Raw genomic sequence first — 22,618 nt, forward strand, 5'->3', positions numbered from 1 at the left:
GGACGGTGACCCGTTGGCACGCTCATGGTTGGCGATGCCGTTGAGGTTGCCCGTCCGGTTCGTCCGGGCGGGCGACCTGCGTTCGGGGGAGTGCGGGTAGCATGTGGGGCACCCCGACGAGAGGATTCCCATGCAGCGACGCACACTCCTGCTGGCCCCACTGCCAATGGCCCTGGCCGCCTGCTCCGGTGGCGGTGACCGGGCCACCGGTGCCAGCACCACCAGCACCACGCCTGGCAGCGGTGGGCTCGCGGGTCTGGGGTTGGCCGATGCCCCCGCCCAGACCGTGATCGAAAAGCTTGATGCGCTCGACCAGGCGCGACCGCTCGACTTCAAGGCGTCGGTCACCGCCACCGAGCTCGTGGTCACCGACTCCGCCGGTGAGCATCGGATGGAACTGCCAGCCGACCGCTTCTACCTCTCGATCGCGCCCTATGTCACGACCACGCACGAGTGCTTCAACCACAGCCTGTCCGGCTGCCAGGGCGAACAGGTCGCTACCACGGTGCGCCTCAAGGCTGTGTCCGACTCTGGCGCCGTCTTGTTGGACGAGGACCGGACCACCGGCCGCAATGGCTTCGTGGGTATCTGGCTGCCCAGCGGCGAGACCGGAAAGCTGACCGTCACCCTCGACGAGCGCAGCGGCAGCGTCCCCTTCGCCACCGGCTCGGACGACCCCACCTGCCTGACCACGCTGAAATTGGCTTGAGTTTCCCCTGGGGCAGAGCATGGAGAGCGCCGACACCCCAGGACGTTCACAGGCTCGGGGCAGTTTCGTCCACAGGATCGGTTCTTCACTCGGCGCCATAGCCGCGAGGCAGCGTCCCCGTGGCGCGAACAGCGTCCCGGTGACGGGAACTGCCTGACCCGACATCAGATGAAACGAAGAGACCGGGGCCGGGTGCATGGCACCCGGCCCCGGGCCGTTTGTGGGAGGGCCGGACGTCAGCCCTCGTTGTTCTCCGTGGTCTGCGTCGGGCGCGCCCCGAGTTCTGCATCCAGGCGCAGCAGGCCGGAACCGTCGTCGCCGACGAGCTCGATGCGAGAGATGATCTCGCTGGCCGTGGACTCCTCTTCGATCTGCTCCTCCAGGAACCAGTTCAGCAGGGGACGGGAGTCGAGGTCGCCCTCGGCCTCCGCCGCTCGGTACAGATCTCGGATCGACTCTGACACCTTCTGCTCGTGCGCGAGTGCCGCCCTGAACACCTCCAGGGGGGTCATGTCCGGGTTGAGCTCCGGTGCGGCGATCGCACCGATCTTCGGGTGGTTCTCCCGGTCGACCACGTGGTCGATGAACTTGTTGGCGTGGACGATCTCCTCGTCCGCCTGGTGACGCAGCCAGGCAGCCATGCCGGGCAGGTCGGCACAGTCGACCTCGATGGCCAGCTGCCGGTACACGATCGACGCCTCGAACTCCAGCGTGATCTGGTCGTTGAACTTCTTCTCCAGGTCTGCGGTGAGCTTCATGGTCACCACCGTAGTCAGCGGGACACGAGCGCGGTAGCCGGCAGACCCCGCGTTCGCCGAGGGCGCGACGAGCGTCCCGGTCAAGACGCGCCCCTAGGGTGGGGGAGTGATCGGGGTGCTGAATGGGTTCGCGGCCATCTGGATCGTCGTCGGGGTGGGCTGGCTGCTGGCGCACGCAGGGGTGCTGCGTGCCGACAGCCAGCAGGTGCTCACCGGGGTCTCGTTCTTCGCCGGAAACCCGGCCCTGCTCCTGGTGATGATGAGCACCGCCGACATCCGCCGCCTCTTCGCCTGGAACCTGCTGGTCACCGTGCTGGCGACGATTGTCACCGGCCTGGTGTATCTGCTGCTGGCCAGGCTCGTCTGGAAGCCCGACCCCTCGCAGCGCGTCATCGGATGCTTTTGCGCCGCCTACGTCAACGCCGGGAACATGGGCCTGCCGATCGCCGCCTATGTGCTGCACGACGTGACATGGATCGCACCCCTGTTGCTGGTTCAGGTGGGCGTGCTGCAGCCGCTCGGGCTGGCCATGCTGGACGCGGAGGTGACTCGTCAGGACGGCCGCGACCTTGGGTTTTGGCGTTACCTCTGGTTGCCCTTCCGGAACCCGATGACGATCGCTGTGCTGACGGGGCTGCTGTTGAACCTGGCCCACCTCGCCATCCCGACCGTGCTCAAGACCCCCCTGTCGATGCTGGGCGGCCTTGCGGTGCCAACGATGCTGGTCGCCTTCGGCGTATCCCTCCGGCTGGGCCCGCTGCCCGGGAAGGCGGGGCGCACGGGCGAGCTCGTCGGCATCAGCCTGCTCAAGGTCGGCTTCCACCCCCTGCTGGCCCTGGCGCTGGCGCGTCTGATGGGTCTGGACCACGCTGCAACCGTCGCGGTCGTCGTCCTCGCGGGTCTGCCCACGGCCCAGAATGTCTTCACCCACGCCGTTCGCTACCAGACCGACATCCCGCTGGCCCGCGACGTGGTCTTCATCACCTCCATCGCCTCGATCGTGACCGTGGCAGCCCTGGCGAGCCTCGTCTGAGCTAGGTTGCTGGGCGTGGACGAGCAGCAGAGCGGCCCCTTCGAGCAAGTGGGTGCCAACCCGGACTTCGATTTCGACCAGAGCACTGCGCAGGCCTGGGAAGTCTTCCGTGGCCGACTGGCCGATGTCGTCTCGATGATCGAGGACGGTGCCGCCCTGACCATCGGCACCGACCCGGTCGATCTCGACGACGCACCGTGGATTCGCTTCACCTGCCAGTCGCGCGCACGCCGCACCGATGAACCCGTCGTTCTGGCCGAGACCCCCAGCAATGCCACCCTCGCCGAGGACGAGCAGCTGAACGGCGAGGCACTGGATGACATGGGTTGTCTCGGCTGGAATGCCCCCTCGGGAGAAGGGGAGCATGCTGGCCCGAACTTCTGGCTCGAGAGGCCGCAGGAGCAGTCTGACCAGATCGCCCAAGTGGCAGTGCAGACGCTCACCGAGGTCTTCGGTGTGGTGCATCCGGTCTTCCTGGCACCCGACCAGCTCGCGGACGTGCTCAATCCCACGCCCGTGGTGGCGGAGGCCCCCGAAACAGCGCCGGTGGTCGAGGGCGTGGCCAGCCCCGTGACCATGCCGCGTGATCGCGAGCACCTCGACCAGTTGGTCGAGGCAGAGCTCACCGCCATGTTCGGGCACCCACCGATCCGCGACTCCGAAGGTGACGTGGCAATCCGGGTCGGCTCGTCGGTCGTGTTCGTCCGCACCGGCGCCGACGGCGGGGAGGTGGTGGTGTTCAGCCCCCTGGTGCACGACGTGGAGGGACGCAGCCGCGCCGTTGAGGTGCTGAACGACCTGAACGTCGAGTCCCGCTATGGACGCTTCTCGTTGCACCGCGACCGGGTGTTCGTCTCGATCAGCCTGTTCGCCCGGCCCTTCGTCCCGGCCCACCTGCACGAAGGCGTTCGGGTGATGTCGCAGCTCGCCGACGCCATCGACGACGATTTGGCCGTCAAGCTTCGCGGGCGGGTCAGCTACGACGACAAGGAGATGTGACCGTGGGATTGTCCGCCTGCTGCTGAAGGGACTCCCTTTTGTCCATGGCCATTGTTATGTTGGCCACATGGCATCCGTCGCGAACCTGCCCGAGATCACCAACGACGAACTCGCCCGTGTTGACGCATGGTGGCGGGCGAACAACTACCTGACCGTTGGCCAGATCTACCTGATGGAGAACGCGCTGCTGCGCGAGCCCTTGGCGGCCGAGCACATCAAGCCCCGACTGCTGGGCCACTGGGGCACCAGCCCCGGCCTCTCGTTCGAGTTCGCCCACCTGCAACGCCTGGTCCGGCTGACCGGCCAGCAGGCCATCTTCATCACCGGCCCCGGGCACGGCGGCCCGGCGATCGTCGCCGGCAGTTATCTCGAGGGCAGCTACACCGAGTGCTTCCCCAAGGTCACCCAGGACGCCGAGGGGCTGCGCAAGCTCTTCCGCCAGTTCTCGGCCCCCGGCGGCATCCCCTCGCACGCGTCGGTGACCACCCCCGGCTCCATCCACGAGGGCGGCGAGCTCGGTTACGCGCTGATCCACGCCTTCGGCGCCGTGATGGACAACCCCGACCTTCTGGCCCTGTGCGTGGTCGGTGACGGCGAGGCCGAGACCGGTCCGCTGGAGGGTTCCTGGAAGGGCATCAGCTTCATCAACCCCGCCCGTGACGGGGCCGTGCTGCCGATCCTGCACCTGAACGAGAACAAGATTGCCGGCCCGACGGTGCTGGGTCGCAAACCGGACGAGGAGGTGCACAAGCTCTTCGAGGGCCACGGCTATCGGGTGATCGAGGTGCGCGTGGCGGACGGTGACGACCCCGAGACGCTGCAGGCTGCGCACCGCGATTTTGCCGCGGCGATCGCGGACGCGCACTCCCAGATCCTCGAGATCCAGGCCGCTGCCCGCGGTGGCGATTGGGACGCGGTGCGTCCGCAGTGGCCGATGATCATCTTCCGCCACCCGAAGGGATGGACCGGCCCGCACGAGGTCGACGGCACGCAGGTGGAGGGCACCTGGCGTGCCCACCAGGTGCCGTTGGCGGGGGTGAAGGACGACGCCGAGCACCTGGCCATCCTCGAGGGCTGGCTGAAGAGCTACCGTCCCGAGGAACTCTTCGATGCCAATGGTGCCCCGAGCGAGATCGTCACCTCCAACAATCCCTCCGGTGAGCTGCGCGTCAGCGCGAACCCCCATGCCAATGGTGGTCTGCTCACGCAGGACCTGGACCTGCCCGACTTCCGCGAGCTGGCCGTCGACGTCCCGTCGCCCGCGCAGGAACGCTCCGAGTCGACGCGCAAACTGGGCGAGTTCATGAAGGGCATCTACGAGCGCAACCCGCACAACTTCCGCCTCTTCTGCCCCGACGAGACGAACTCCAACCGCCTGGGCGCCGTCTTCGACGTCACAGACCGGGCCTTCATGGAGCAGACCCACCAGCCCCAGGACGGCAAGATCAGCCGCGACGGACGGGTGATGGAGGTGCTCAGCGAGCACAACTGCCATGGCTGGCTCGAGGGCTACACCCTGACCGGGCGCCACGGACTGTTCGCCACCTACGAGTCCTTCGCCATGGTGAGCGCATCGCAGACCGTCCAGCACGGCAAGTGGCTGGACGAGGCCAACGGGCTCGACTGGCGCGCCGACATCCCCAGCCTCAACATCCTGCTGACCAGCACCTGTTGGCGCAATGACCACAACGGCTTCTCCCACCAGGGTCCGGGCCTGATCCAGAACGTCCTCACACAACGCGGTGAGGTGGCCCGGGTCTACCTGCCGCCGGACGCGAACTCGCTGCTCAGCGTCGCCGACCATGCCTTCCGCAGCCGCAACTACCTCAATGTCATCGTCATCGACAAGCAGCCGCAACCGCAGTGGATGACCATGGACGAGGCGATCAAGCACTGCACCGCAGGTGCGGGCATCTGGGGCTGGGCGGGCAACGAGGACGGCCACGGTGAGCCCGACATCGTGCTGGCCTGCGCTGGCGACGTCGTCACCATGGAGACGGTCGCCGCCGCCGAGATCCTGAAGCAGCGGCTGCCCGGCCTCAAGACGCGGGTCGTCAACGTGGTGGACCTGATGACACTGATCCGCCCGAAGGACCATCCGCACGGCATGGACGAGACCTTTTTCAGCGAGCTGTTCACCACCTCCAAGGACGTCGTCTTCGCCTTCCACGGCTACCCCGGCGCGATCCACCAGCTGGTGCACGGCCGCCCCGACGCCGACCGCTTCCGCGTGCGCGGCTTCATCGAGGAGGGCACCACCACCACGCCCTTCGACATGGTGGTCCGCAACCGGGTCAGCCGCTACCACCTCGTGATGGACGCGATCAACAACGCGAAGATCACCCCTCCGGGCGCCAGCGAGCTGAAGGCCTGGTGCCAGGCTCAGCTGGAGCGCCACGAGAGCTACATCGTCGAGCACCTCGAGGACATGCCGGAGGTCAGCCAGTGGAAGTTCGGCTACCAGCAGTCGGTTGACGGTGCCGGTAACGCCGAGGCGGACACGGAAGGGGCCAAGGCCTGATGGATGGCTATTTCACGGCGCTGGACGAGCAGGAGTGCGCACGCCTGCTGAAGGAGAACCAGGTTGGGCGAGTCGCCTTCCATGGCCCCGGGGGGATGACGATCATCCCGGTGGCCTACCTCTTCGACGGTGCGCGCCTCGTGTTGAGCACCGGGGGTGGCACGGCGCTGGGTGGGCTGGCCGATGACACGCCCGTCGCCTTCGAGGTGGACGAGTTCGACCCCGAGACCCGCAATGGCTGGTCGGTGATGGCCCGTGGGCGGATCCGGGTGACGGAGAACGCCAAGGAGCGTCCGTCTGCACCGATGCCCTGGGCCCCGGGGCCCAGGGACCAGGTGCGGATCATCAAGGTGACCGGTTTGTCCGGTCGGGCCGTGTCCGACCGGGAGGGGTGAGCACGATGACCACCAGGATCGTTGTCGGTGTCGACGGCTCCGAGGATGGCCTGCGCGCCGTCCGTTACGCGGCCACGGCCGTCGCGGCACTCGAGGGTGAACTGCATCTGGTGCATGCCGTCGATGACGCGGTGCTGGCTGGCGCGTGGGGAGTCGTCTACGACCCGAGCCTGCTGCAGCAGGCAGGGGAGCAGGCCACCCGGCTCGCATCCGACGAGGCTCGGGCGATGGGCCTGCGCGATCACCAGATCCGAACCGAGGTGGTGCTCGGCAATCCCTCGTCCGTCCTGGCGCGACTCAGCGAGGGGGCGGAGCTCCTGGTCGTCGGCCGTCGATCCCTGTCCGGGCTGGAGCGGATGTTCGTCGGCTCCACCTCCGTGTCGGTCGCGCTCGGGGCCAAGTGCCCGGTGGTGGTGATCTCCAATGCCGTGAACCCCGAGATGACCGGCGCCCATTCACTGGTGACGGTTGGCATCGACGCGGAGGATCACTCGTCCGTCACGCTCGACTGGGCCTTCGCCGAGGCCCAGCGGCGCACGGATCATGGGCACCCCACCGGGGTTCGCGTGGTCCACGTCCTCACCCCGACCCCGATGGATGCGGTGAACCCCGAGAGCATCGACCCGCTCATCCAGCGCGCCGGCCAGGCGGTCGAGGGCTTGCTCGCCTCCCTACGCACGAAACACCCCTTCCTCGAGGTCCAGGTGGATGTGCTGACCGGCGCCCCCGTGGACGAGATGGTCGCCGAGACCGATCGCACCGACCTCTTCGTGCTCGGTGCCCAGCGCTCCCGGCGCCTGGGGATGGCCAGTGGCGTGCTCCGGGGCGTGTTGGCCCACGCGAAGAGTCCGGTGGCCCTGGTTCGTTGAGCTTCGACCGCCGGGCGCATGTCAGGTGCCGCGTGCTGATGAATCCATGCGAGCGACATTGACCTGGGGCCCGGACGGGGCGGCCCTGCGGCAGGGTGCGACCCAGGACCGCGATGTGAGCTCCAAGGTGGTGACCCTGGAGCCCAGCGCCCGTCACGGGCGGCCAAGCCGAGATGTCGCTCATTGGCATCCCGCGCATCCGGCCATCGGGGGGCTGAGCCAGCCTCAGCTGGCTTTGGGGCTCGCCTAGACTCGCCGCGTGCGAGCGATCACCCATGCCTCCCATGGCGGCCCCGAGGTCACCAGCCTCAGCAATGTCCCAGACCCGGTTGCCAGCCCCGGGCAGGTGCTCGTGCGGGTGGCAGGCGTCGGTCTGAACCCCGTGGACGCGCACCAGCGCACGGGTGCGTTCAAGCTGATCCAGCCCTTCGACTTCCCGCAGGTGGCCGGCAACGAACTCTCCGGCGTCGTCGCCGCGGTCGGTGCCGGGGTGGACGCCTTCGCCGTGGGTGACCGCGTGATGGCGCGGACGCCCGGTGTCGGCGCCTTTGCCGAGCTGGTGGCAGTTCCGGCTGCCGTGCTGGCTCCGGCGCCCGCGACGATCCCGCTGGTGGATGCGGCGGCCATCCCGCTCGCCGGGCTCACCGCCCAGCAGGCCCTCGGCGGCGATCACCTCGACCTGCAGCCCGGGGAACGGCTGCTCATCACCGGCGGCGCCGGGGGAGTGGGCCTGTTCGCCATCCAGCTGGCCAAACTGGCCGGTGCCCACGTCACCACCACCGCGTCCTCCGCCGGCCGCGAGGTCGTCACCCGACTCGGTGCTGACGAGGTCATCGACTACCACGAGCGAGCCGTCTCGGCGGGGCCGGAACGCTTCGACAAGGTGCTGGACCTCGTGGGCGGGGACACCTTGACCGACCTGTTCGCCTCGGTCGAACCGGGCGCCAAGGTCGTCAACCTGTCCGGTCCCTTCAGCCCCGGCTCCCTCCAGCCCTACGTGAAGGGGGCGAAGAAGCTGCTGGTCGCCGGCGTGGAATGGGCCTCCAGCCGCAAGGTGCGTGCGCTCGCCAAGAAGGCCGGAGCCAGCTACGAGGCCTTCTTGATGCACGCCGATGGCGAAGGTCTTTCCGAGTTGTCCTCGCTGGTCGAGCAGGGGAAGCTGGAGGTCGTCGTCGACTCCCGGCATGCACTGGGCGACTTCCCGGTGGCCTTCGAGCGGCTGGAGTCGCACCGAGCCAAGGGCAAGGTGCTGATCGCATTCGACCCCAGCCTGGGCTGATCCTGTGCGGGCCCGACACCACGAAGGCCTTGCGGCCCACCGGTAGCCTTGGACCGCCATGACCAATCCCGCCCAGATCGTCGAACCCATCCCAGTGGCCGAACCGCGCATCGAGTTCGACCCGGCGCTCCCGATCGCGGAGCACGCCCAGGAGATCGCCGAGCTGATCCGCGACCACCAGGTCGTCGTTGTCGCCGGTGAGACCGGATCTGGCAAGACCACCCAGCTGCCCAAGATCGCGATGATGCTCGGCCGCAGGCGCGTCGCGCACACCCAGCCGCGCCGGATTGCCGCCCGCACGGTGGCCGAACGCATCGCCGATGAGATGGCGGTCTCCATCGGTGACCTGGTCGGCTACCAGGTGCGGTTCACCCGCAAGGCGTCCAAGGACACGAGGGTGAAGGTGATGACCGACGGCGTGCTGCTGGCCGAGATCACCCATGACCGGGACCTGAAGAAGTACGACACGATCATCATCGACGAGGCGCACGAACGCAGTCTCAACATCGACTTCCTGCTCGGCTACCTCAAGCAGTTGCTGCCGCGGCGTCCCGAGCTGCGGGTCATCGTCACCTCCGCCACCATCGACACCGCCCGTTTCGCCGAACACTTCGCTGCCCCCGACGGCACTCCGGCGCCCGTCATCGAGGTCTCCGGACGCACCTATCCCGTCGAGATGCGCTACCGCCCCTTGTCGGACGTTGATGGCGCAGCCACCCAGACCGACGGCGCAGCCACCCAGGCCGATGGCGGCATCGACCAGAACGAGGGCATCGCCCGCGCGGTCCGGGAACTGGCCGCGGAGGGCCCCGGCGACATCCTCATCTTCCTCTCCGGCGAGCGCGAGATTCGCGACGCCGCCGAGGCCGTCGACGCGCTCAAGCTCCCCAACGCCGAGACCCTGCCACTGTTCGCGCGGCTCTCCTCGGCCGAGCAGCACCGCGTCTTCGCGCCGCACCAGAACCGCCGCGTCGTCCTGGCCACCAATGTCGCCGAGACCTCGTTGACCGTCCCGGGCATCCGCTACGTCGTCGACGTCGGCACCGCCCGCATCAGCCGATACTCAGCCCGCACCAAGGTCCAGCGGCTGCCGATCGAGCCGGTCAGCCAGGCCTCGGCGAACCAGCGCGCCGGCCGGTGTGGCCGTGTCGCACCCGGCATCTGCATCAGGCTCTACTCCGAGGACGACTACCTCACCCGTCCAGAGTTCACCGAACCCGAGATCCTGCGCACCAATCTGGCCAGCGTCATCCTGCAGATGGCGCAGGCCGGGCTGGGCGACATCGCCGAGTTCCCCTTCGTCGAGGCTCCCGACCGCAGCCAGATCACCGACGGCCTGCGGCTCCTCGATGAACTTGGCGCGCTCAAGGAGGGCCACCGCAGCGCACCGCGCCTCACCCGCATCGGCCACCGCCTCGCCCGGATCCCGCTGGATCCCCGGCTGGGCCGGATGATCGTCGAATCCGAGGCGCAGGGCTGCGTCCGCGAGGTGCAGGTCATCGTCGCCGCCCTGGCGATCCCGGACGTGCGGGAACGTCCCTCGGACAAGCGCGAGGCCGCCGACGTGCTGCACCGTCGCTTCTGGTCCGGCAATCCCGCCCGCAGCCAGGCCGAGCCGGCCACCGACGGCCAGGGCCGTCCGTTGCGGCACACCGCCCATACGAACACCCATCTCGACCCCTCGACAGTGTCGAGGAGCGGGCGCCCCGAGGTGGGGGAGGGCGGTGACATCACCGCCCTGCTGAACCTGTGGGACTACCTGCATGACCAGCGCAAGCACCTGTCCGGCAATGCCTTCCGTCGGATGTGCCGCGACGAGTTCATCAACTTCCTGCGCGTGCGCGAGTGGGAGGACCTGCACACCCAGCTCAAGGACATCACTCGTGACCTGGGCATCGATCGCAACCAGCGTGCCGCCAGCGAGGAGGCGGTCCTGACGGCCATCCTGTCCGGCTTGCTGGGACACGTCGGCCTGGCCGACCTGCGCGAGCAGTCCACGCAGGCGCCGTCGCAGAGGGTGGGGCAGAAGCGCCGCAGACCCGGCCCACGGGAGTACTTGGGTGCCCGTGGCGCCCGGTTCGCGATCAACCCCGGTTCCGCGCTGGCGAAGAACACGCCCCCGCTGGTGATGGCCGTGGAGCTCGTCGAGACCAGCCGTTTGTGGGCCCGTACCGTCGCCGGCGTCAAGGCCGAGATGGTCGAGGCCGTGGGCGGGCACCTGCTCAAGCGCACCTACTCCGAGCCCCACTGGTCGTCCAATTCGGGGTCGGTCGTGGCCTACGAGAAGGTCAGCCTCTACGGCGTCCCCATCATCGCCGACCGTCCGGTGTCCTATGCCCGCATCGACCCGGTCGTCGCGCGGGAGATCTTCATCCGTGCCGCGCTGGTCGAGGGCGGCTGGAAGACCCGCCACCACTTCTTCCACCACAACCAGAAGGTCCGCGCGGACCTTGAGGAGTTGGAGGAGCGCTCCCGTCGACGCGACATCGTCGACGACCAGGCCCTCTACGAGTTCTACGACGAACGGATCCCGGCCGAGGTCGTCAGCGCCAACCACTTCGACGCCTGGTGGCGTGCCCAGCCGAACAAGCGCCTGCTGGAGCTCGACCCGGACGACTTGATCAACGATGATGCCGATGCCCCCGACACCGACGCCTTCCCCGACCACTGGACCACCGGTGCCCTTGAACTGCCCGTCGACTACGTCTTCGACCCGGGCTCCGGCAAGGACGGCGTCAGCATCGCCATCCCGCTGGCGCAGTTGAACCAGGTCGATGCAGCGCCCTTCACCTGGCAGGTACCGGGCCTGCGCGAGGAGCTGGCGACAGAACTGATCCGATCCCTGCCGAAGCAGATCCGCACGCGCTTCGTGCCCGCCCCGAACCATGCCCGCGCTGCGCTGGCCTGGCTGGCCGAGCACGGCGCAGACCACACTCGTCCGATGTGGGCCGAGCTCGGACGTGCGCTGTACGCGATGACCGGCAACCCCGTCCCCGAGGACGCGTGGAACCCCGACCAGGTGCCAGACCACCTGCGGATCGCCTTCTCCATCGTGGAGAACGGACGCGAGACGCGCCGTTCCAAGGACTTCGGCGATCTGCGGGAGGACCTGGCCAGGCGCGTCAGCCAAACCCTGACCAAGGCCTCCGCCAAGACAGCGGTCACCGGTGCCACCAGCTGGACCTTCGGGACGATCGAACGCCAGATCACCGTCGTGAAGCACCAGCAGAAGGCCGTCGGCTACCCGGCACTGGCCGACGAGGGCCGCACGGTCGGCGTCACCGTCCTGGACACCCCCGCCCGTGCTGCCCAGTCACACACCCGCGGATTGCGGCGGCTCCTGGTGCTCACCAACCCCGACCCCACCAAGTGGGTCGTCTCCCACCTCGCCAATGCGGACAAGCTCGCGCTGGGCAACTCGCCGTACGAGTCGGTGCCCGCGCTGATGACCGACGCGCGGCTGAAGACCGTCGAGACGATCGCCAGCCGGGTCCGTCCCCAACTGGACGAGGTGCGCGACCAGGCGGCCTACGAAGCGCTCGCCCTGACGGTCCGGCAGGACCAGGCCGACCAGATGCGAACGGTCGTCGCCACGGCCGCCGATGCCCTGCGCGCCAACACCGAGCTGCGACTGGCCCTGGTCGGCTGCCCGCCGGGAAGGCTCCGTGACGACGTCACCGCGCAGGCCGACAACCTCATCTTCCGCAACTTCATCTCGGCCACCCCCGACCCCTGGTTCTCCCACCTGCCGCGCTACCTTCGCGCCGCCACGGCTCGGCTGGCCTCCGCCGCCGCGAACCCGGCGCGGGAACGCGAGGGCGTGGCCTTGGTGGATGACCTGGAGGCCGAGTACGCCGAGTTGGTGGACGCCCAGCCCGCAGGGCCGCTGCCGGCGGCAGTCGAGGAGATCGGCTTCCTGATCGAGGAGTTGCGCGTCCAGTTGTTCGCGCAACAGTTGCGGACCGCCGTGACCGTCTCCCCGAAGCGGATTCGTCGCGCGATGGCCGAGGCCCGCTGAGGCTTCCCTCGCAGCGGCTGCCGCGGGTTCAGGCCTCTCGGCGGCGACGATCAGCCAGCGTCAGGTCCAGCAGCGCCTGCGCCGCTGCACCCAATGGGCGCGCGGTCCACACCGCGACCACGCGGCGGGTGAACAGGTCGGGGTCGGCCAGTGGCACCCGCACCAGTTTCCCGAGGGCCAGATAGGGCAGTGTGCTCTGTTCGGCCAACAGGGCTGCTCCCTCGCCGTTCAGCGCAGCCTCCGCGAGGGACGAATTGGACGTGTGGACGCGGTAGTGCCCGACGCGCTGCAGGCCACCAAGGGCGGTGTCCACCGCCTCGCGAGGGCCCGACTCCTGCTCACGCACCAATAGCTCGGCGCCCGCCAGCTCGGCCAGGGTGACGGGTTCATCGGAGCGCTGGGCCCACTCGTGCGCGGGGGAGACCACCAGCGCCAGGCGGCCCACGTCGACCGTTGTGCAGTGGAAGCCCTCCGGCTCCTGGTCCACCTCGACGAAGGCCAGTTCGACTTCCTGCGTCGTGACCATGGCCAGGGCATTGGGGGAGTGGACGACGTGCATCCGCACCACGAGTTCGGGCACCTGCTCCCGCAGCCGCGCCAGCCAGTGCGGTGCCAGTTGCTCGGCGCACGACAGGGAGGCCGCGAACTCGAACTGTGGGGGCACCTCGGTGTCCAGCGCATTGGTCCCCTCGCGCCACGACTCGGCCTGCACCAGCACCGGGCGGGCCCACTCGGCCAGCATCCGCCCGGGGGTGGTCAGCTCGGACCCATTGCGGGAGCGGGTGACCAACTGCATCCCCAGGCGGCGCTCGAGTCGCGAGATCGACCGGGACGCATTCGGCTGCGCCAGCCCCAGTTCCCGGGCCGCGGCACTGAGGCTGCCGGTCCGCCCGGTGGCCACCAGCAGCTCCAGTGTGGCCAGGTCGGGCCAGGGCGTTGACATGGAGGCAATCCTAATGACTCACGACACCAGGTCCCCGCCCCGGCGGGCCCCGTCGTGTATCCCAGAGAGGTCGTCGGACCCAGTGGTCAGTTGGGAGGGGCAATGACAAGATCGACATATGAGCTGGCTCAAGCGTGTGGCCCCCGGGCTCGCACTGTGCACGGCCGGTGCCGTGCTCGCGGTACTCGGCAATCGGTTGGTGCCCACGGTGAGCGCGCTGTTGTTCGCGATCATCCTCGGTGCCGTCGTGGCGAACCTCGTCCAACTGCCGCAGCGCTTCCTGCCGGGGATCGGCTTCGCCGCCAAGCGCGTGTTGCGCACCGGAATCGTGCTGCTCGGGCTGCAACTCGTCCTCGGTGACATCCTCGCCCTGGGCTGGGGGATGATCGCGGTCGTGGTCGCCGTGGTCGTGATCGGCATCTTCGGGACGCTCCTGATCGGGCGTGCCCTCCGAATCCCCACCGCCACCCGTCTGCTGGTCGCATGTGGCTTCTCCATCTGCGGCGCCGCCGCCATCGCGGCTGCGGACGGGGTGATCGACGCCGAGCAGGAGGAGACCGCCACCGCCATCGGTCTGGTGGTGCTCTTCGGGACCCTGATGATCCCGGTCGTGCCACTGCTTGCGGGACTGTTGGGGATGCCCTCGCGCGTCGCTGGTTTGTGGGCCGGCGCGTCGATCCACGAGGTCGCCCAGGTGGTTGCCGCGGCGGGGACGATCGGCCACGGCGCCCTGCAGGTGGCGGTGATCGTGAAGCTCGCTCGCGTGCTGATGCTGGCACCCCTGATGGCCGTGTTGGCCTGGCAGGTGCGCCGTCGGATGCCGGCCGACACCCAGGTGAAGCGTCCGCCAATCGTGCCGCTGTTCGTCGTCGGCTTCCTGGCGATGATGGTGGTCGCCTCGATGCACCTGCTGAGCACGCCGATGCTGGCCGACCTCAAGCTGGTGCAGACGGCCCTGTTGGCGGCCGCGATGTTCGCCCTGGGGCTCGGTGTCCGGATGCGGACGCTGGTCAGGGTGGGCCCACTCCCCTTCGTCCTCGGCCTGGCGTCGACGGTGCTTGTCTCGTGCGTCTCGCTGGCGGGCGTCTGGGCCACCAGCTGGCGCTGAGTCCTGCCGGACAGCCGCTGTGCGAGGACGGCCGCTGTGGAAAGGTGGGGGACGTGCCGAAGACGATTGACGAACTGCTGGGCCTGCTCGACCTCGAGACGATCGAGGAGGGGCTCTACCGCGGCAGTCAGCTGCCCACCGCCCTGCAGCAGACCTTCGGCGGGCAGGTGCTGGCGCAGGCGCTGGTCGCCGCGCACCGCACGGTGGAGCCGGACCGGATGGTGCACTCCCTCCACGGCTACTTCCTGCGGCCCGGCGTGCTCAACCAGCCGCTGATCTATCAGGCTGACAACCTGCGCGACGGACGCGGTTTCTCCAGCAGGCACACGGTGGCCCGCCAAGACGGTGTGCCGCGGTTCGCGATGAACGCCAGCTTCCACATCGACGAGGATGGCCTGGACCACGCTGACCCGATGCCGCCCAAGGTCCCCAGGCCCGACCAGTGCCCCCGGATGTCCGAGATCTTCGCCGCCCGGCTGGGGCCGGACTCACCGCTGGTGCATGAGTGGGACGCGCTGGACGTGCGCTTTGCGGGCGACTCGGCGCAGTCGTCGATGATCGCCCCGGGGGCTCACCAGGCGCACATGCGCGTGTGGGTCCGCACGGTCGACAGGCTGCCGCACGACCAGGTGATCCACCGCGCCATGCTGGCCTACATCTCGGACCTGACCCTGCTGGCCGTTTCCACCCTGCCGCACCCCGAGGTGGTCTTCCTCTCCCCGGGCATGCAGACGGCCTCCATCGACCATGCCATGTGGTTCCACCGCGACGCCCGCGCCGACGAATGGCTGCTCTACGACCAGGTCTCACCGTCGGCGTCTGGTGCGTTGGGCTTCTCCACCGGACGCCTCTTCCAGGACGGCCGGCTGGTCGCTTCCTGCTCGCAGGAGGGCCTGATCCGCGTCATCAAGTGACGCTGGACCATCACCTGGCGGCATGACCGCAAGCCGGCAAGACCGTAAGGCGGCAAGACGGTGGGGCGGAACGGCGGTCAGGCCGCCAGCCTCAACTGGGCCAGTGCATTGCGTTCGATCTGGCGCACGCGCTCGGCGGTGATCCCCCAGACGGCGCCGATGTCGGCGAGCTTCGCCTGGCGTCCGTCGAGCAGGCCGTAGCGACGACGGACGACGTCTGCGGAGCGCTCGTCGAGGTTCTCCAGCAGGTCGTCGAGCACCTTGCGCTCCTCGGCGTCCAGCACCATCTCGTCGGGGCCGGGGGAGGTCTCGCGGGCAATCAGGTCGCCGAGCGAGGTGTCGCCGTTCTCTTCGACGGGGGCGTCCAGGGAGACGTGTTCGCGGCCGAAGCGGATCAGCTCGACCACCTTCTCCTGCTCCATCCCCATCTCTTCGGCGATCTCGGCCAGTTCGGGCTCGCGGCCCAGCTTGCGCTCGAGGTTTCGGCGGGCGGACGAGATCTGGTTCACCTGCTCGGCCACGTGCACGGGCAGACGGACGATGCGTCCCTGCTGCGCGATGCCGCGGCTGATGGCCTGACGCACCCACCAGGTCGCATAGGTCGAGAACTTGAAGCCCTTGGTGTAGTCGAACTTCTCCACGGCGCGGATCAGCCCCGTGTTGCCCTCCTGCACCAGGTCGAGCAGGGGCATCTGTGCGCGGCCGTACTTGCGGGCCACCGACACCACCAGGCGCAGGTTGGCCTGCGTGAAGCGCGTCATGGCGGCCTCGCCCTGATCCCGAATCGCCTCGAACTCCTCACGGCTGGCCTTCGAGGTGCTCGTCACCTCACCGGCGAGCACGGCCTGGGCGTAGAGGCCCGCCTCGATCCGGCGGGCCAGTTCGACCTCATCCTCGGCATTGAGCAGGGGTGTCTTGGCGATGGCGTCCAGGTAGAGCCCGACGGAGTCCTTGCCGTCAATGCCCTCACCGCTGCGAACGCGTGTCTTGCTGTCCATGTGATGCACCTTTCGCGATCAGTCACCGGCACAACGCGCGAGACCGCCCGATCTATCCACGTCCGGGGACTTTTCTCGGCGGAATCTGCTGTGGGCGGAAAACCACGACCGTGGTCATACCCGGGGGCACGACCACGGTCGCAGGGCCACATCTGCTCGGGTGGGGCTCAGCCGACCTCGGGCACGATCTGGTCGATGATCCACGCCAGCTCGAAGGCCCTTTCGCGCCACGAGTCGTAACGTCCGGAAACCCCGGCGTGACCGGCCACCATCTCGGTGCGCAGCAGGATTTCGCGGCCGGGTGTGGGCTCGACGGTCTCGCGCAGCTTCGCCACCCACTTGGCAGGTTCGGTGAAGAAGACCCGGGTGTCATTGAGGCTGGTGGTGGCGAGGATCGCGGGGTAGGGGCGTGAGGTGATGTTCTCGTACGGCGTGTACGACTTCATGCAGCGGTAGACCTGCTCGTCCTCGATCGGGTTGCCCCACTCCTCCCACTCGCCCACGGTCAAGGGCAGCTCGGGCTTCAGGATCGTGTTGAGGGCGTCGACGAACGGAACCCCGGCGTGGACGGCGCGGAACAGTTCCGGCGCGAGGTTGGTGATCGCACCCATCAGCAGGCCACCGGCGCTGCGTCCCTCGGCGGCGAGGCGGTCGGGCGAGGTCCAGCCCTGGTCGACCAGGTGCCGGGCGCAGGCGACGAAGTCACCGAAGGTGTTCGGCTTGGCCAACTGCTTGCCGTCGTCATACCAGGCCCGCCCCAGTTCCCCACCGCCGCGGACATGGGCGATGGCGAAGACGATGCCCCGGTCGAGCAGCGAGAGCCGCGAGATGACGAAGGCGGGCGGGATGGAGACCTCGTAGGAGCCGTAGCCATACAGCAGCAGCGGCGCCTTGCCGTCGGGGGCGACGTCCTTGTGGTGCACCAGTGAGATCGGAACCTTGGTGCCGTCCTCCGCGGTCGCCCACAGCCTCAGCTGGCGGTAGTCCTCGGGGCGGTAGGCGCCATGGGTGGGGTGGTCGAGCACAGGGGTCTGCTTGACCACGGTGGTGCCGCCGGAAGCCAGGTCGAGGTCAAGCACCGAGGCCGGGGTCACCAGTGAGGTGTAGGAGAGCCGCACCGTGCTGGCCTCCCAGAGGTGTTCAGACCACGCGTCGACTTCATGCACCTCCCCGTCGAAACTGGTCCATCTGGGCGTGGAGACGCTGCCGTCCCCGCCACGCTCGAGCACGGCCACGGCAGCCAGCCCGTCCCGGCGGCCGGTGAGGACGAGGTGGTGGGCATATGCGTCGACCGACTCGAGGCGCACACCCGGGGCAGCGGGGACGATGGTTGTCCACTGTTCGCGGCTTGTCGACGCCAGCGGGGCGGTCGCGAGCTCGTGGTCAGGATCATTCGCATCGTGCAGGATGAACAACTCCTCGCCCGCCACCTCGACCGAGTACTCGATGCCCTCGGTCCGTCCCGCGACGCTGCGCGGCGTGCCGGTCGGGTCGCTCGTCGGTAGCAGCCAGACCTCGCTGGTCAGTTTCGATCCGGCCACGAACAGCAGCTGGCTGCGGTCGCGGGAGACGTCGACGCCGAGCCAGAAGCGCTCGTCCGGCTCGGTGATGACCAGGACGTCGGCCTCGGGATCGGTTCCCAGTTCGTGGCGCCAGACCTGGTACGGGCGCCAGGCCTCGTCGCAACGGGAGTAGAACAGGTGCCGGTCGCCACCCCAGGTCACGCCATGGACGATCCCGCTCTGGACCGGCCCGAAGTCCTCACCGGTGGCGAGGTCGCGGACGAAAAGGCTGAACCGCTCGTCGCCGGCGTGGTCCACCGACCAGGCCAGCAGACGTCCGTCGGGGGAGACCGACAAAGCGCCCAAGGAGAAGAACTCGTGTCCTGCCGCCTCGGCGTTCCCGTCCAGCAACACCTGCTCACGATCACCGACCGAGTCGGGGTCGGGGCGGCGGCCGTCAGCGTCGGGTACGCGGCAGAAGATGGGGTAGTCCGAGCCTTCGACCGTGCGTGAGTAGTACCACCAGCGATCGCCGCCGGTGTGCTCGTCGAGCGCAGGCACGGACAGGTCGGTCTGCTGGGTGCGAGCGGAGATGTCGGCGAAGATGGCTTCGCGCAGGGTTTCCAGGTGGGCGGTGCGATCTTCGGTGAAGGCATTCTCGGCCTCCAGGTGCGCCACCACCCGTGGGTCATCCTTGTCCCGCAGCCACTCGTAGTCATCCACGAACTCGTCCCCGTGGAACTGGCGGACGACGGGGTGCTTCTCGGCGGTCGGGGGGAGCATTTCTGGGGACATGGGGGCCAGCCTAGGTCAGTGTGGGCCAGCTCCCGTGCCCGTGGTTTGGGTTGGGGGAGTGTGCGTGACAAGATGGCGACGGAAGAGCCCTTGACTTTCGCTCACCTGAGCACGCCCTGCGCCCGGGTTTCCCGCCCGCGGACTCCGGAAGGATCGTTTGTGACGTCCCGCAACATCGACCAGGCCACCCCCGAGGCCGACGAGGTCACGACGCCGGTCAAGAAGACGGCCACCAAGAAGGCTGCGCCCCGCAAGAGCGCAGCCAAGGCTGCCGAGCCCAACACGGCGGCAGCGGCCGCGCCCCGCAAGCGCACCACCAAGACCGCCGCCAGCAAGACCGCCGCTTCGAAGTCGACGGCGGCCAAGACCGCGGTGGCGAAGGCTGCCACTGACGGCCCGGCCGAGCAGCTCACTGTCGAGGAGGTCGTCTCCAAGACGATCGAGGTGCAGGTCAAGCGTGAGGGTGACGAGGTCGTGCTCACCGTGGGCGGCAAGAAGCGCTCCCTTGACGACGTGGACGAGGGCGAGTTCAAGCCCGAGGAGACCGCCAAGGAGGAGAAGGAGCTCGTCGAGGAGACCCAGGGCTTCGTCGTCTCCGACGCCGACGACACCGACGAGCCCGAGCAGCAGGTCATGGTGGCCGGTGCCACCGCAGACCCGGTCAAGGACTACCTGAAGCAGATCGGCAAGGTTGCGCTGCTGAACGCCGTGATGGAGGTCGAGCTCGCCAAGCGGATCGAGGCCGGTCTGTTTGCTGACGAGCAGCTCAACGACCCCTCGGTCAATGTTTCGGACGAGGACTTGGGTGACTACGAGTGGATCGCCGAGGATGGCCGCCGCGCGAAGAACCACCTGCTGGAGGCCAACCTGCGACTGGTCGTCTCGTTGGCCAAGCGGTACACCGGTCGCGGCATGCTCTTCCTCGACCTGATCCAGGAGGGCAACCTGGGCTTGATCCGTGCGGTCGAGAAGTTCGACTACACCAAGGGCTACAAGTTCTCGACCTACGCCACCTGGTGGATCAAGCAGGCCATCACCCGTGCCATGGCCGACCAGGCCCGCACCATCCGCATCCCCGTGCACATGGTCGAGGTCATCAACAAGCTCGCCCGAGTGCAGCGCCAGATGCTGCAGGACCTCGGCCGCGAACCCACGCCCGAAGAGCTCGCCAAGGAGCTCGACATGACGCCCGAGAAGGTCGTCGAGGTGCAGAAGTACGGCCGCGAACCGATCTCCCTGCACACGCCGCTGGGCGAGGACGGCGACTCCGAGTTCGGCGACCTGATCGAGGACTCCGAGGCCATCGTCCCGGCAGACGCGGTGAATTTCACCCTCCTGCAGGAGCAGTTGCACGACGTCCTCGACACCCTCAGTGAGCGTGAGGCCGGCGTCGTCAGCATGCGCTTCGGCCTGACCGACGGCCAGCCCAAGACGCTGGACGAGATCGGCAAGGTCTACGGCGTCACCCGTGAGCGCATCCGCCAGATCGAGAGCAAGACGATGAGCAAGCTGCGTCACCCCTCGCGCTCGCAGGTGCTGCGCGACTACCTGGACTGAGTCGCTGGAAGCAACGACGAACGGCCGGGCCCCGGGGCGCGGCCGTTCGTGCGTCAACGGGCTGGTCAGCAACCATGCCACGGTGTCCGGGAAAGGGTTTGGCGGCGGCTCTGGGCGGCCCTATCCTGTGCGAGGCCCGAATGGATTGGGCGATGGAAGGACGACGCAGATGGCACTGGTGATCAAGCAGGCGAACTACGCCCACCTTGACGCGATGGCTCACATGGAGGCGCGTGCTTGGCGCGAGAGCTACCAAGGACTGCTCGGCCCCAGCATCTTCGACGACCTGGATGCCAGCGTCGTGGACAACACCTCCCACTGGGCCGAACTGATGCAACAGGGCCACTATTTCTGGATCGTCACCGAGGACGACGGCCGCGTGTTGGGCATCGCCCACGCCGGGCCGCCGCGCGACGACGACGCGCCCCAGCCGCTCGAGCTGACCACCATGTACCTGCTCGAGGAGGCGAAGGGAACCGGCGTCGGTTCAGCCCTGCTGAAGACCGCCATCGGCGACTCGCCGGCCTACCTGTGGGTGCTCGAGGGCAACGACCGCGCCATCGCCTTCTACACCAAGGAGGGCTTCGAGCTCGATGGGCTCACCCGCATCCCCGAGTCGATGAAGGGCGCCCGCGAACTGCGCATGGTGCGCGCCGCGGAGTAGTTCCAGTGGGCCGGCTCAGGTAGCCAACGCGACCTGGCGGCCTTCCCGCTGGCCGGCTACTGGTCGTCCGGCAGCGTGGGCGTCGGGTACGACCGCGCGATGCCGGTCGGGTCGACGACCGGCGCGCTGATCCGCGGGATCGGCTGGGTGATCTCGGTGTCGTGCATGAAGTCCGCGGTGGTGGCCGTGCGGGCGAGGTTCGCGGCCGTCTGGGGACGAAGGGCCTGGCGACGGCGCATCCGCCGCAACCGGTAGCGGTCCAGCTGGGTGGTGCGCGGGCCGATGTGTGACTCGGGCAGGCTGCGTCCCAGCTGGGAGACCTTCCAGCGGTGCCGCACCCGCTGACGCGCGTCCAGGTCGACCTGGGCGAGCATCTGGTCCACCGCCGCCAGCAGCGAACCCCGGATCATCCACTGGTCGCGGAAGGTGTCGTCGCTCTCCATCAGGTGGCGCAGGTCGGCGCGCGCGTCACGGACGGCGCGATAGTTGCGGGAGAAGACGGCCTGGGCGTCGGTCTCGTTGCCGATTGCCTCGGCCTCCACCATCTGGCCGAAGGCGGCCAGACAACTGCCCAGGTCGCGCATCACCTGGGCCAACGAGTGCTGAACCTGCGAGTTGAACCAGTCGTGGCCATCCGCATCGTCCTCGTCCGGCGCCTGCCGCAACAGCGTCAGCAGCACGCCGCGCAACGAGATCAGGCAGTGCTCCAGTGAGTCCAGACCCGAGCTGAGGATGGGTGAGACATCCGCGGTGCCGGTGGCGCGCGTGTTGAACCGGCGCACCTCCGACAGGGACGAGATGCGCTGCCGCGCCAGGTCCACCGACTTGTTGATCTCGCTCGACTTCGCCAGCCAGCCCTCGATCATCTGGCGGGTCGCAGTGCTCTCGTTCAGTTCGTGCGCGGCACGGTAGAGAAGTTCGCGTTGTTTGTCCGCCACCTGCCGGACGCTGGCAGCGACCGACCGGTAGGGGATGGCGGGCGGCACCACGAGCGGGAAGACGATGCCGACGAAGGTGCCGATCAAGGTGGCGAACAGACGCTTCTCCGCGGCGACGTCGGCACCGACGGCACCCAGGATCAGCATCGCCGAGATGGGCACCTCCAGTACGTTGTCGCCCAGGCGCAGCAGTTTGGCCACCACGAGTGCGGTGAAGATGACCAGCCCCAGGCTCCACCAGTGCATCCCGAAGTGCTGGGAGACCACGATGGCCATCCCGACGCCCGTCCCGACCGCGACGACGCGCAGCAGGCCGGTCTTCAGCGAGGTGGTGGCGCTGGCCTGCATCACCAGCAACGACGTCAGGGCCGCGGTCAGGTCGACGGTGCCGGGTAGCAGTTTGCGGGCCAGCAGGTGCGCGAGCACCGCGACCAGCGCCATCCGCAAGTTGTTCCCGAGCAGGGGAAGAGCCCGGGCCCACACCCCTCGCATCGTGTCGGGGTGGCCCGGCCAGACGGCCTCCAGGAGGCGTGCAAGCAGCGGCTTCATGACGCTGCCCAGTCTAGGTTTCCCAACTGGGTGGGGCCTGTGGACCACCAAGGCAGGTCCGGTGCGCCG

General features: G+C 68.4%; 17 protein-coding genes. 12 read left to right on the forward strand and 5 right to left on the reverse strand.

Annotated features, from left to right (window positions below):
• Positions 1 to 130 precede the first annotated feature (130 nt).
• Complete coding sequence (locus ABD089_RS08885; RefSeq protein WP_343885980.1) at positions 131 to 709, forward strand: CueP family metal-binding protein; 579 nt, start codon at positions 131 to 133, stop codon at positions 707 to 709.
• A gap of 236 nt (positions 710 to 945) precedes the next feature.
• Here the strand turns inward: ABD089_RS08885 and ABD089_RS08890 are convergent, their stop codons facing one another.
• The gene (locus ABD089_RS08890) at positions 946 to 1,467 is read right to left on the reverse strand and encodes a ferritin (RefSeq protein WP_343885981.1); all 522 of its coding nucleotides are present in this window, start codon (positions 1,465 to 1,467) and stop codon (positions 946 to 948) included.
• A 106-nt stretch (positions 1,468 to 1,573) separates the two neighbouring features.
• On the opposite strand from ABD089_RS08890, the gene ABD089_RS08895 reads away from it, so the two are divergent.
• The 7 genes from ABD089_RS08895 to hrpA all read left to right on the forward strand — a co-directional run bounded on the left by ABD089_RS08895 (position 1,574) and on the right by hrpA (position 12,581).
• Positions 1,574 to 2,500 carry an AEC family transporter gene (locus ABD089_RS08895; RefSeq protein WP_343885982.1) on the forward strand — a complete coding sequence of 309 codons (927 nt, stop codon included), beginning with the start codon at positions 1,574 to 1,576 and terminating at the stop codon, positions 2,498 to 2,500.
• A gap of 48 nt (positions 2,501 to 2,548) precedes the next feature.
• The gene (locus ABD089_RS08900; RefSeq protein ID WP_343886066.1) at positions 2,549 to 3,499 is read left to right on the forward strand and encodes a T3SS (YopN, CesT) and YbjN peptide-binding chaperone 1; all 951 of its coding nucleotides are present in this window, start codon (positions 2,549 to 2,551) and stop codon (positions 3,497 to 3,499) included.
• A gap of 67 nt (positions 3,500 to 3,566) precedes the next feature.
• Positions 3,567 to 6,020 carry a phosphoketolase family protein gene (locus tag ABD089_RS08905; protein WP_343885983.1) on the forward strand — a complete coding sequence of 818 codons (2,454 nt, stop codon included), beginning with the start codon at positions 3,567 to 3,569 and terminating at the stop codon, positions 6,018 to 6,020.
• A complete protein-coding gene (locus tag ABD089_RS08910; protein ID WP_343885984.1) occupies positions 6,020 to 6,415 on the forward strand; it encodes a pyridoxamine 5'-phosphate oxidase family protein in 396 nt (131 codons plus the stop codon). Before ABD089_RS08905 ends, ABD089_RS08910 begins: the two co-directional genes overlap by 1 nt.
• 5 nt (positions 6,416 to 6,420) lie before the next feature.
• Positions 6,421 to 7,284, forward strand: coding sequence for a universal stress protein (locus ABD089_RS08915; RefSeq protein WP_343885985.1), 864 nt, complete (start codon positions 6,421 to 6,423; stop codon positions 7,282 to 7,284).
• Between the two features lie 259 nt (positions 7,285 to 7,543).
• Positions 7,544 to 8,563, forward strand: a complete 1,020-nt coding sequence (locus ABD089_RS08920) for an NADP-dependent oxidoreductase (RefSeq protein ID WP_343885986.1) — start codon at positions 7,544 to 7,546, stop codon at positions 8,561 to 8,563.
• Positions 8,564 to 8,621: 58 nt separating this feature from the next.
• The gene (gene hrpA, locus ABD089_RS08925) at positions 8,622 to 12,581 is read left to right on the forward strand and encodes an ATP-dependent RNA helicase HrpA (protein ID WP_343885987.1); all 3,960 of its coding nucleotides are present in this window, start codon (positions 8,622 to 8,624) and stop codon (positions 12,579 to 12,581) included.
• A 28-nt stretch (positions 12,582 to 12,609) separates the two neighbouring features.
• Here the strand turns inward: hrpA and ABD089_RS08930 are convergent, their stop codons facing one another.
• A complete protein-coding gene (locus ABD089_RS08930; RefSeq protein ID WP_343885988.1) occupies positions 12,610 to 13,524 on the reverse strand; it encodes a LysR family transcriptional regulator in 915 nt (304 codons plus the stop codon).
• Positions 13,525 to 13,642: 118 nt separating this feature from the next.
• On the opposite strand from ABD089_RS08930, the gene ABD089_RS08935 reads away from it, so the two are divergent.
• Complete coding sequence (locus tag ABD089_RS08935; RefSeq protein ID WP_343885990.1) at positions 13,643 to 14,632, forward strand: YeiH family protein; 990 nt, start codon at positions 13,643 to 13,645, stop codon at positions 14,630 to 14,632.
• A gap of 53 nt (positions 14,633 to 14,685) precedes the next feature.
• The gene (locus ABD089_RS08940; protein WP_343885991.1) at positions 14,686 to 15,546 is read left to right on the forward strand and encodes an acyl-CoA thioesterase; all 861 of its coding nucleotides are present in this window, start codon (positions 14,686 to 14,688) and stop codon (positions 15,544 to 15,546) included.
• Positions 15,547 to 15,623: 77 nt separating this feature from the next.
• On the opposite strand, the gene ABD089_RS08945 is transcribed toward ABD089_RS08940, so the two are convergent.
• Positions 15,624 to 16,544, reverse strand: a complete 921-nt coding sequence (locus tag ABD089_RS08945) for a sigma-70 family RNA polymerase sigma factor (protein WP_343885992.1) — start codon at positions 16,542 to 16,544, stop codon at positions 15,624 to 15,626.
• A gap of 167 nt (positions 16,545 to 16,711) precedes the next feature.
• A complete protein-coding gene (locus ABD089_RS08950) occupies positions 16,712 to 18,841 on the reverse strand; it encodes a S9 family peptidase (protein WP_343885994.1) in 2,130 nt (709 codons plus the stop codon).
• A gap of 72 nt (positions 18,842 to 18,913) precedes the next feature.
• Here ABD089_RS08950 and ABD089_RS08955 point away from each other — a divergent pair, with 72 nt between their 5' ends.
• Both ABD089_RS08955 and ABD089_RS08960 read left to right on the forward strand, forming a co-directional pair.
• On the forward strand, positions 18,914 to 20,398 hold the full coding sequence (locus tag ABD089_RS08955) for an RNA polymerase sigma factor (RefSeq protein ID WP_386769095.1): 1,485 nt from the start codon (positions 18,914 to 18,916) through the stop codon (positions 20,396 to 20,398).
• Between the two features lie 169 nt (positions 20,399 to 20,567).
• Positions 20,568 to 21,062 (forward strand): GNAT family N-acetyltransferase, encoded by a 495-nt coding sequence (locus ABD089_RS08960; RefSeq protein WP_343885997.1) that lies wholly within the window; start codon positions 20,568 to 20,570, stop codon positions 21,060 to 21,062.
• Between the two features lie 56 nt (positions 21,063 to 21,118).
• Here the strand turns inward: ABD089_RS08960 and ABD089_RS08965 are convergent, their stop codons facing one another.
• Complete coding sequence (locus tag ABD089_RS08965) at positions 21,119 to 22,549, reverse strand: FUSC family protein (RefSeq protein ID WP_343885998.1); 1,431 nt, start codon at positions 22,547 to 22,549, stop codon at positions 21,119 to 21,121.
• Between the last annotated feature and the right edge of the window lie 69 nt (positions 22,550 to 22,618).

It is taken from the genome of Luteococcus sanguinis (assembly GCF_039527675.1).
GTDB lineage: Bacteria > Actinomycetota > Actinomycetes > Propionibacteriales > Propionibacteriaceae > Luteococcus > Luteococcus sanguinis.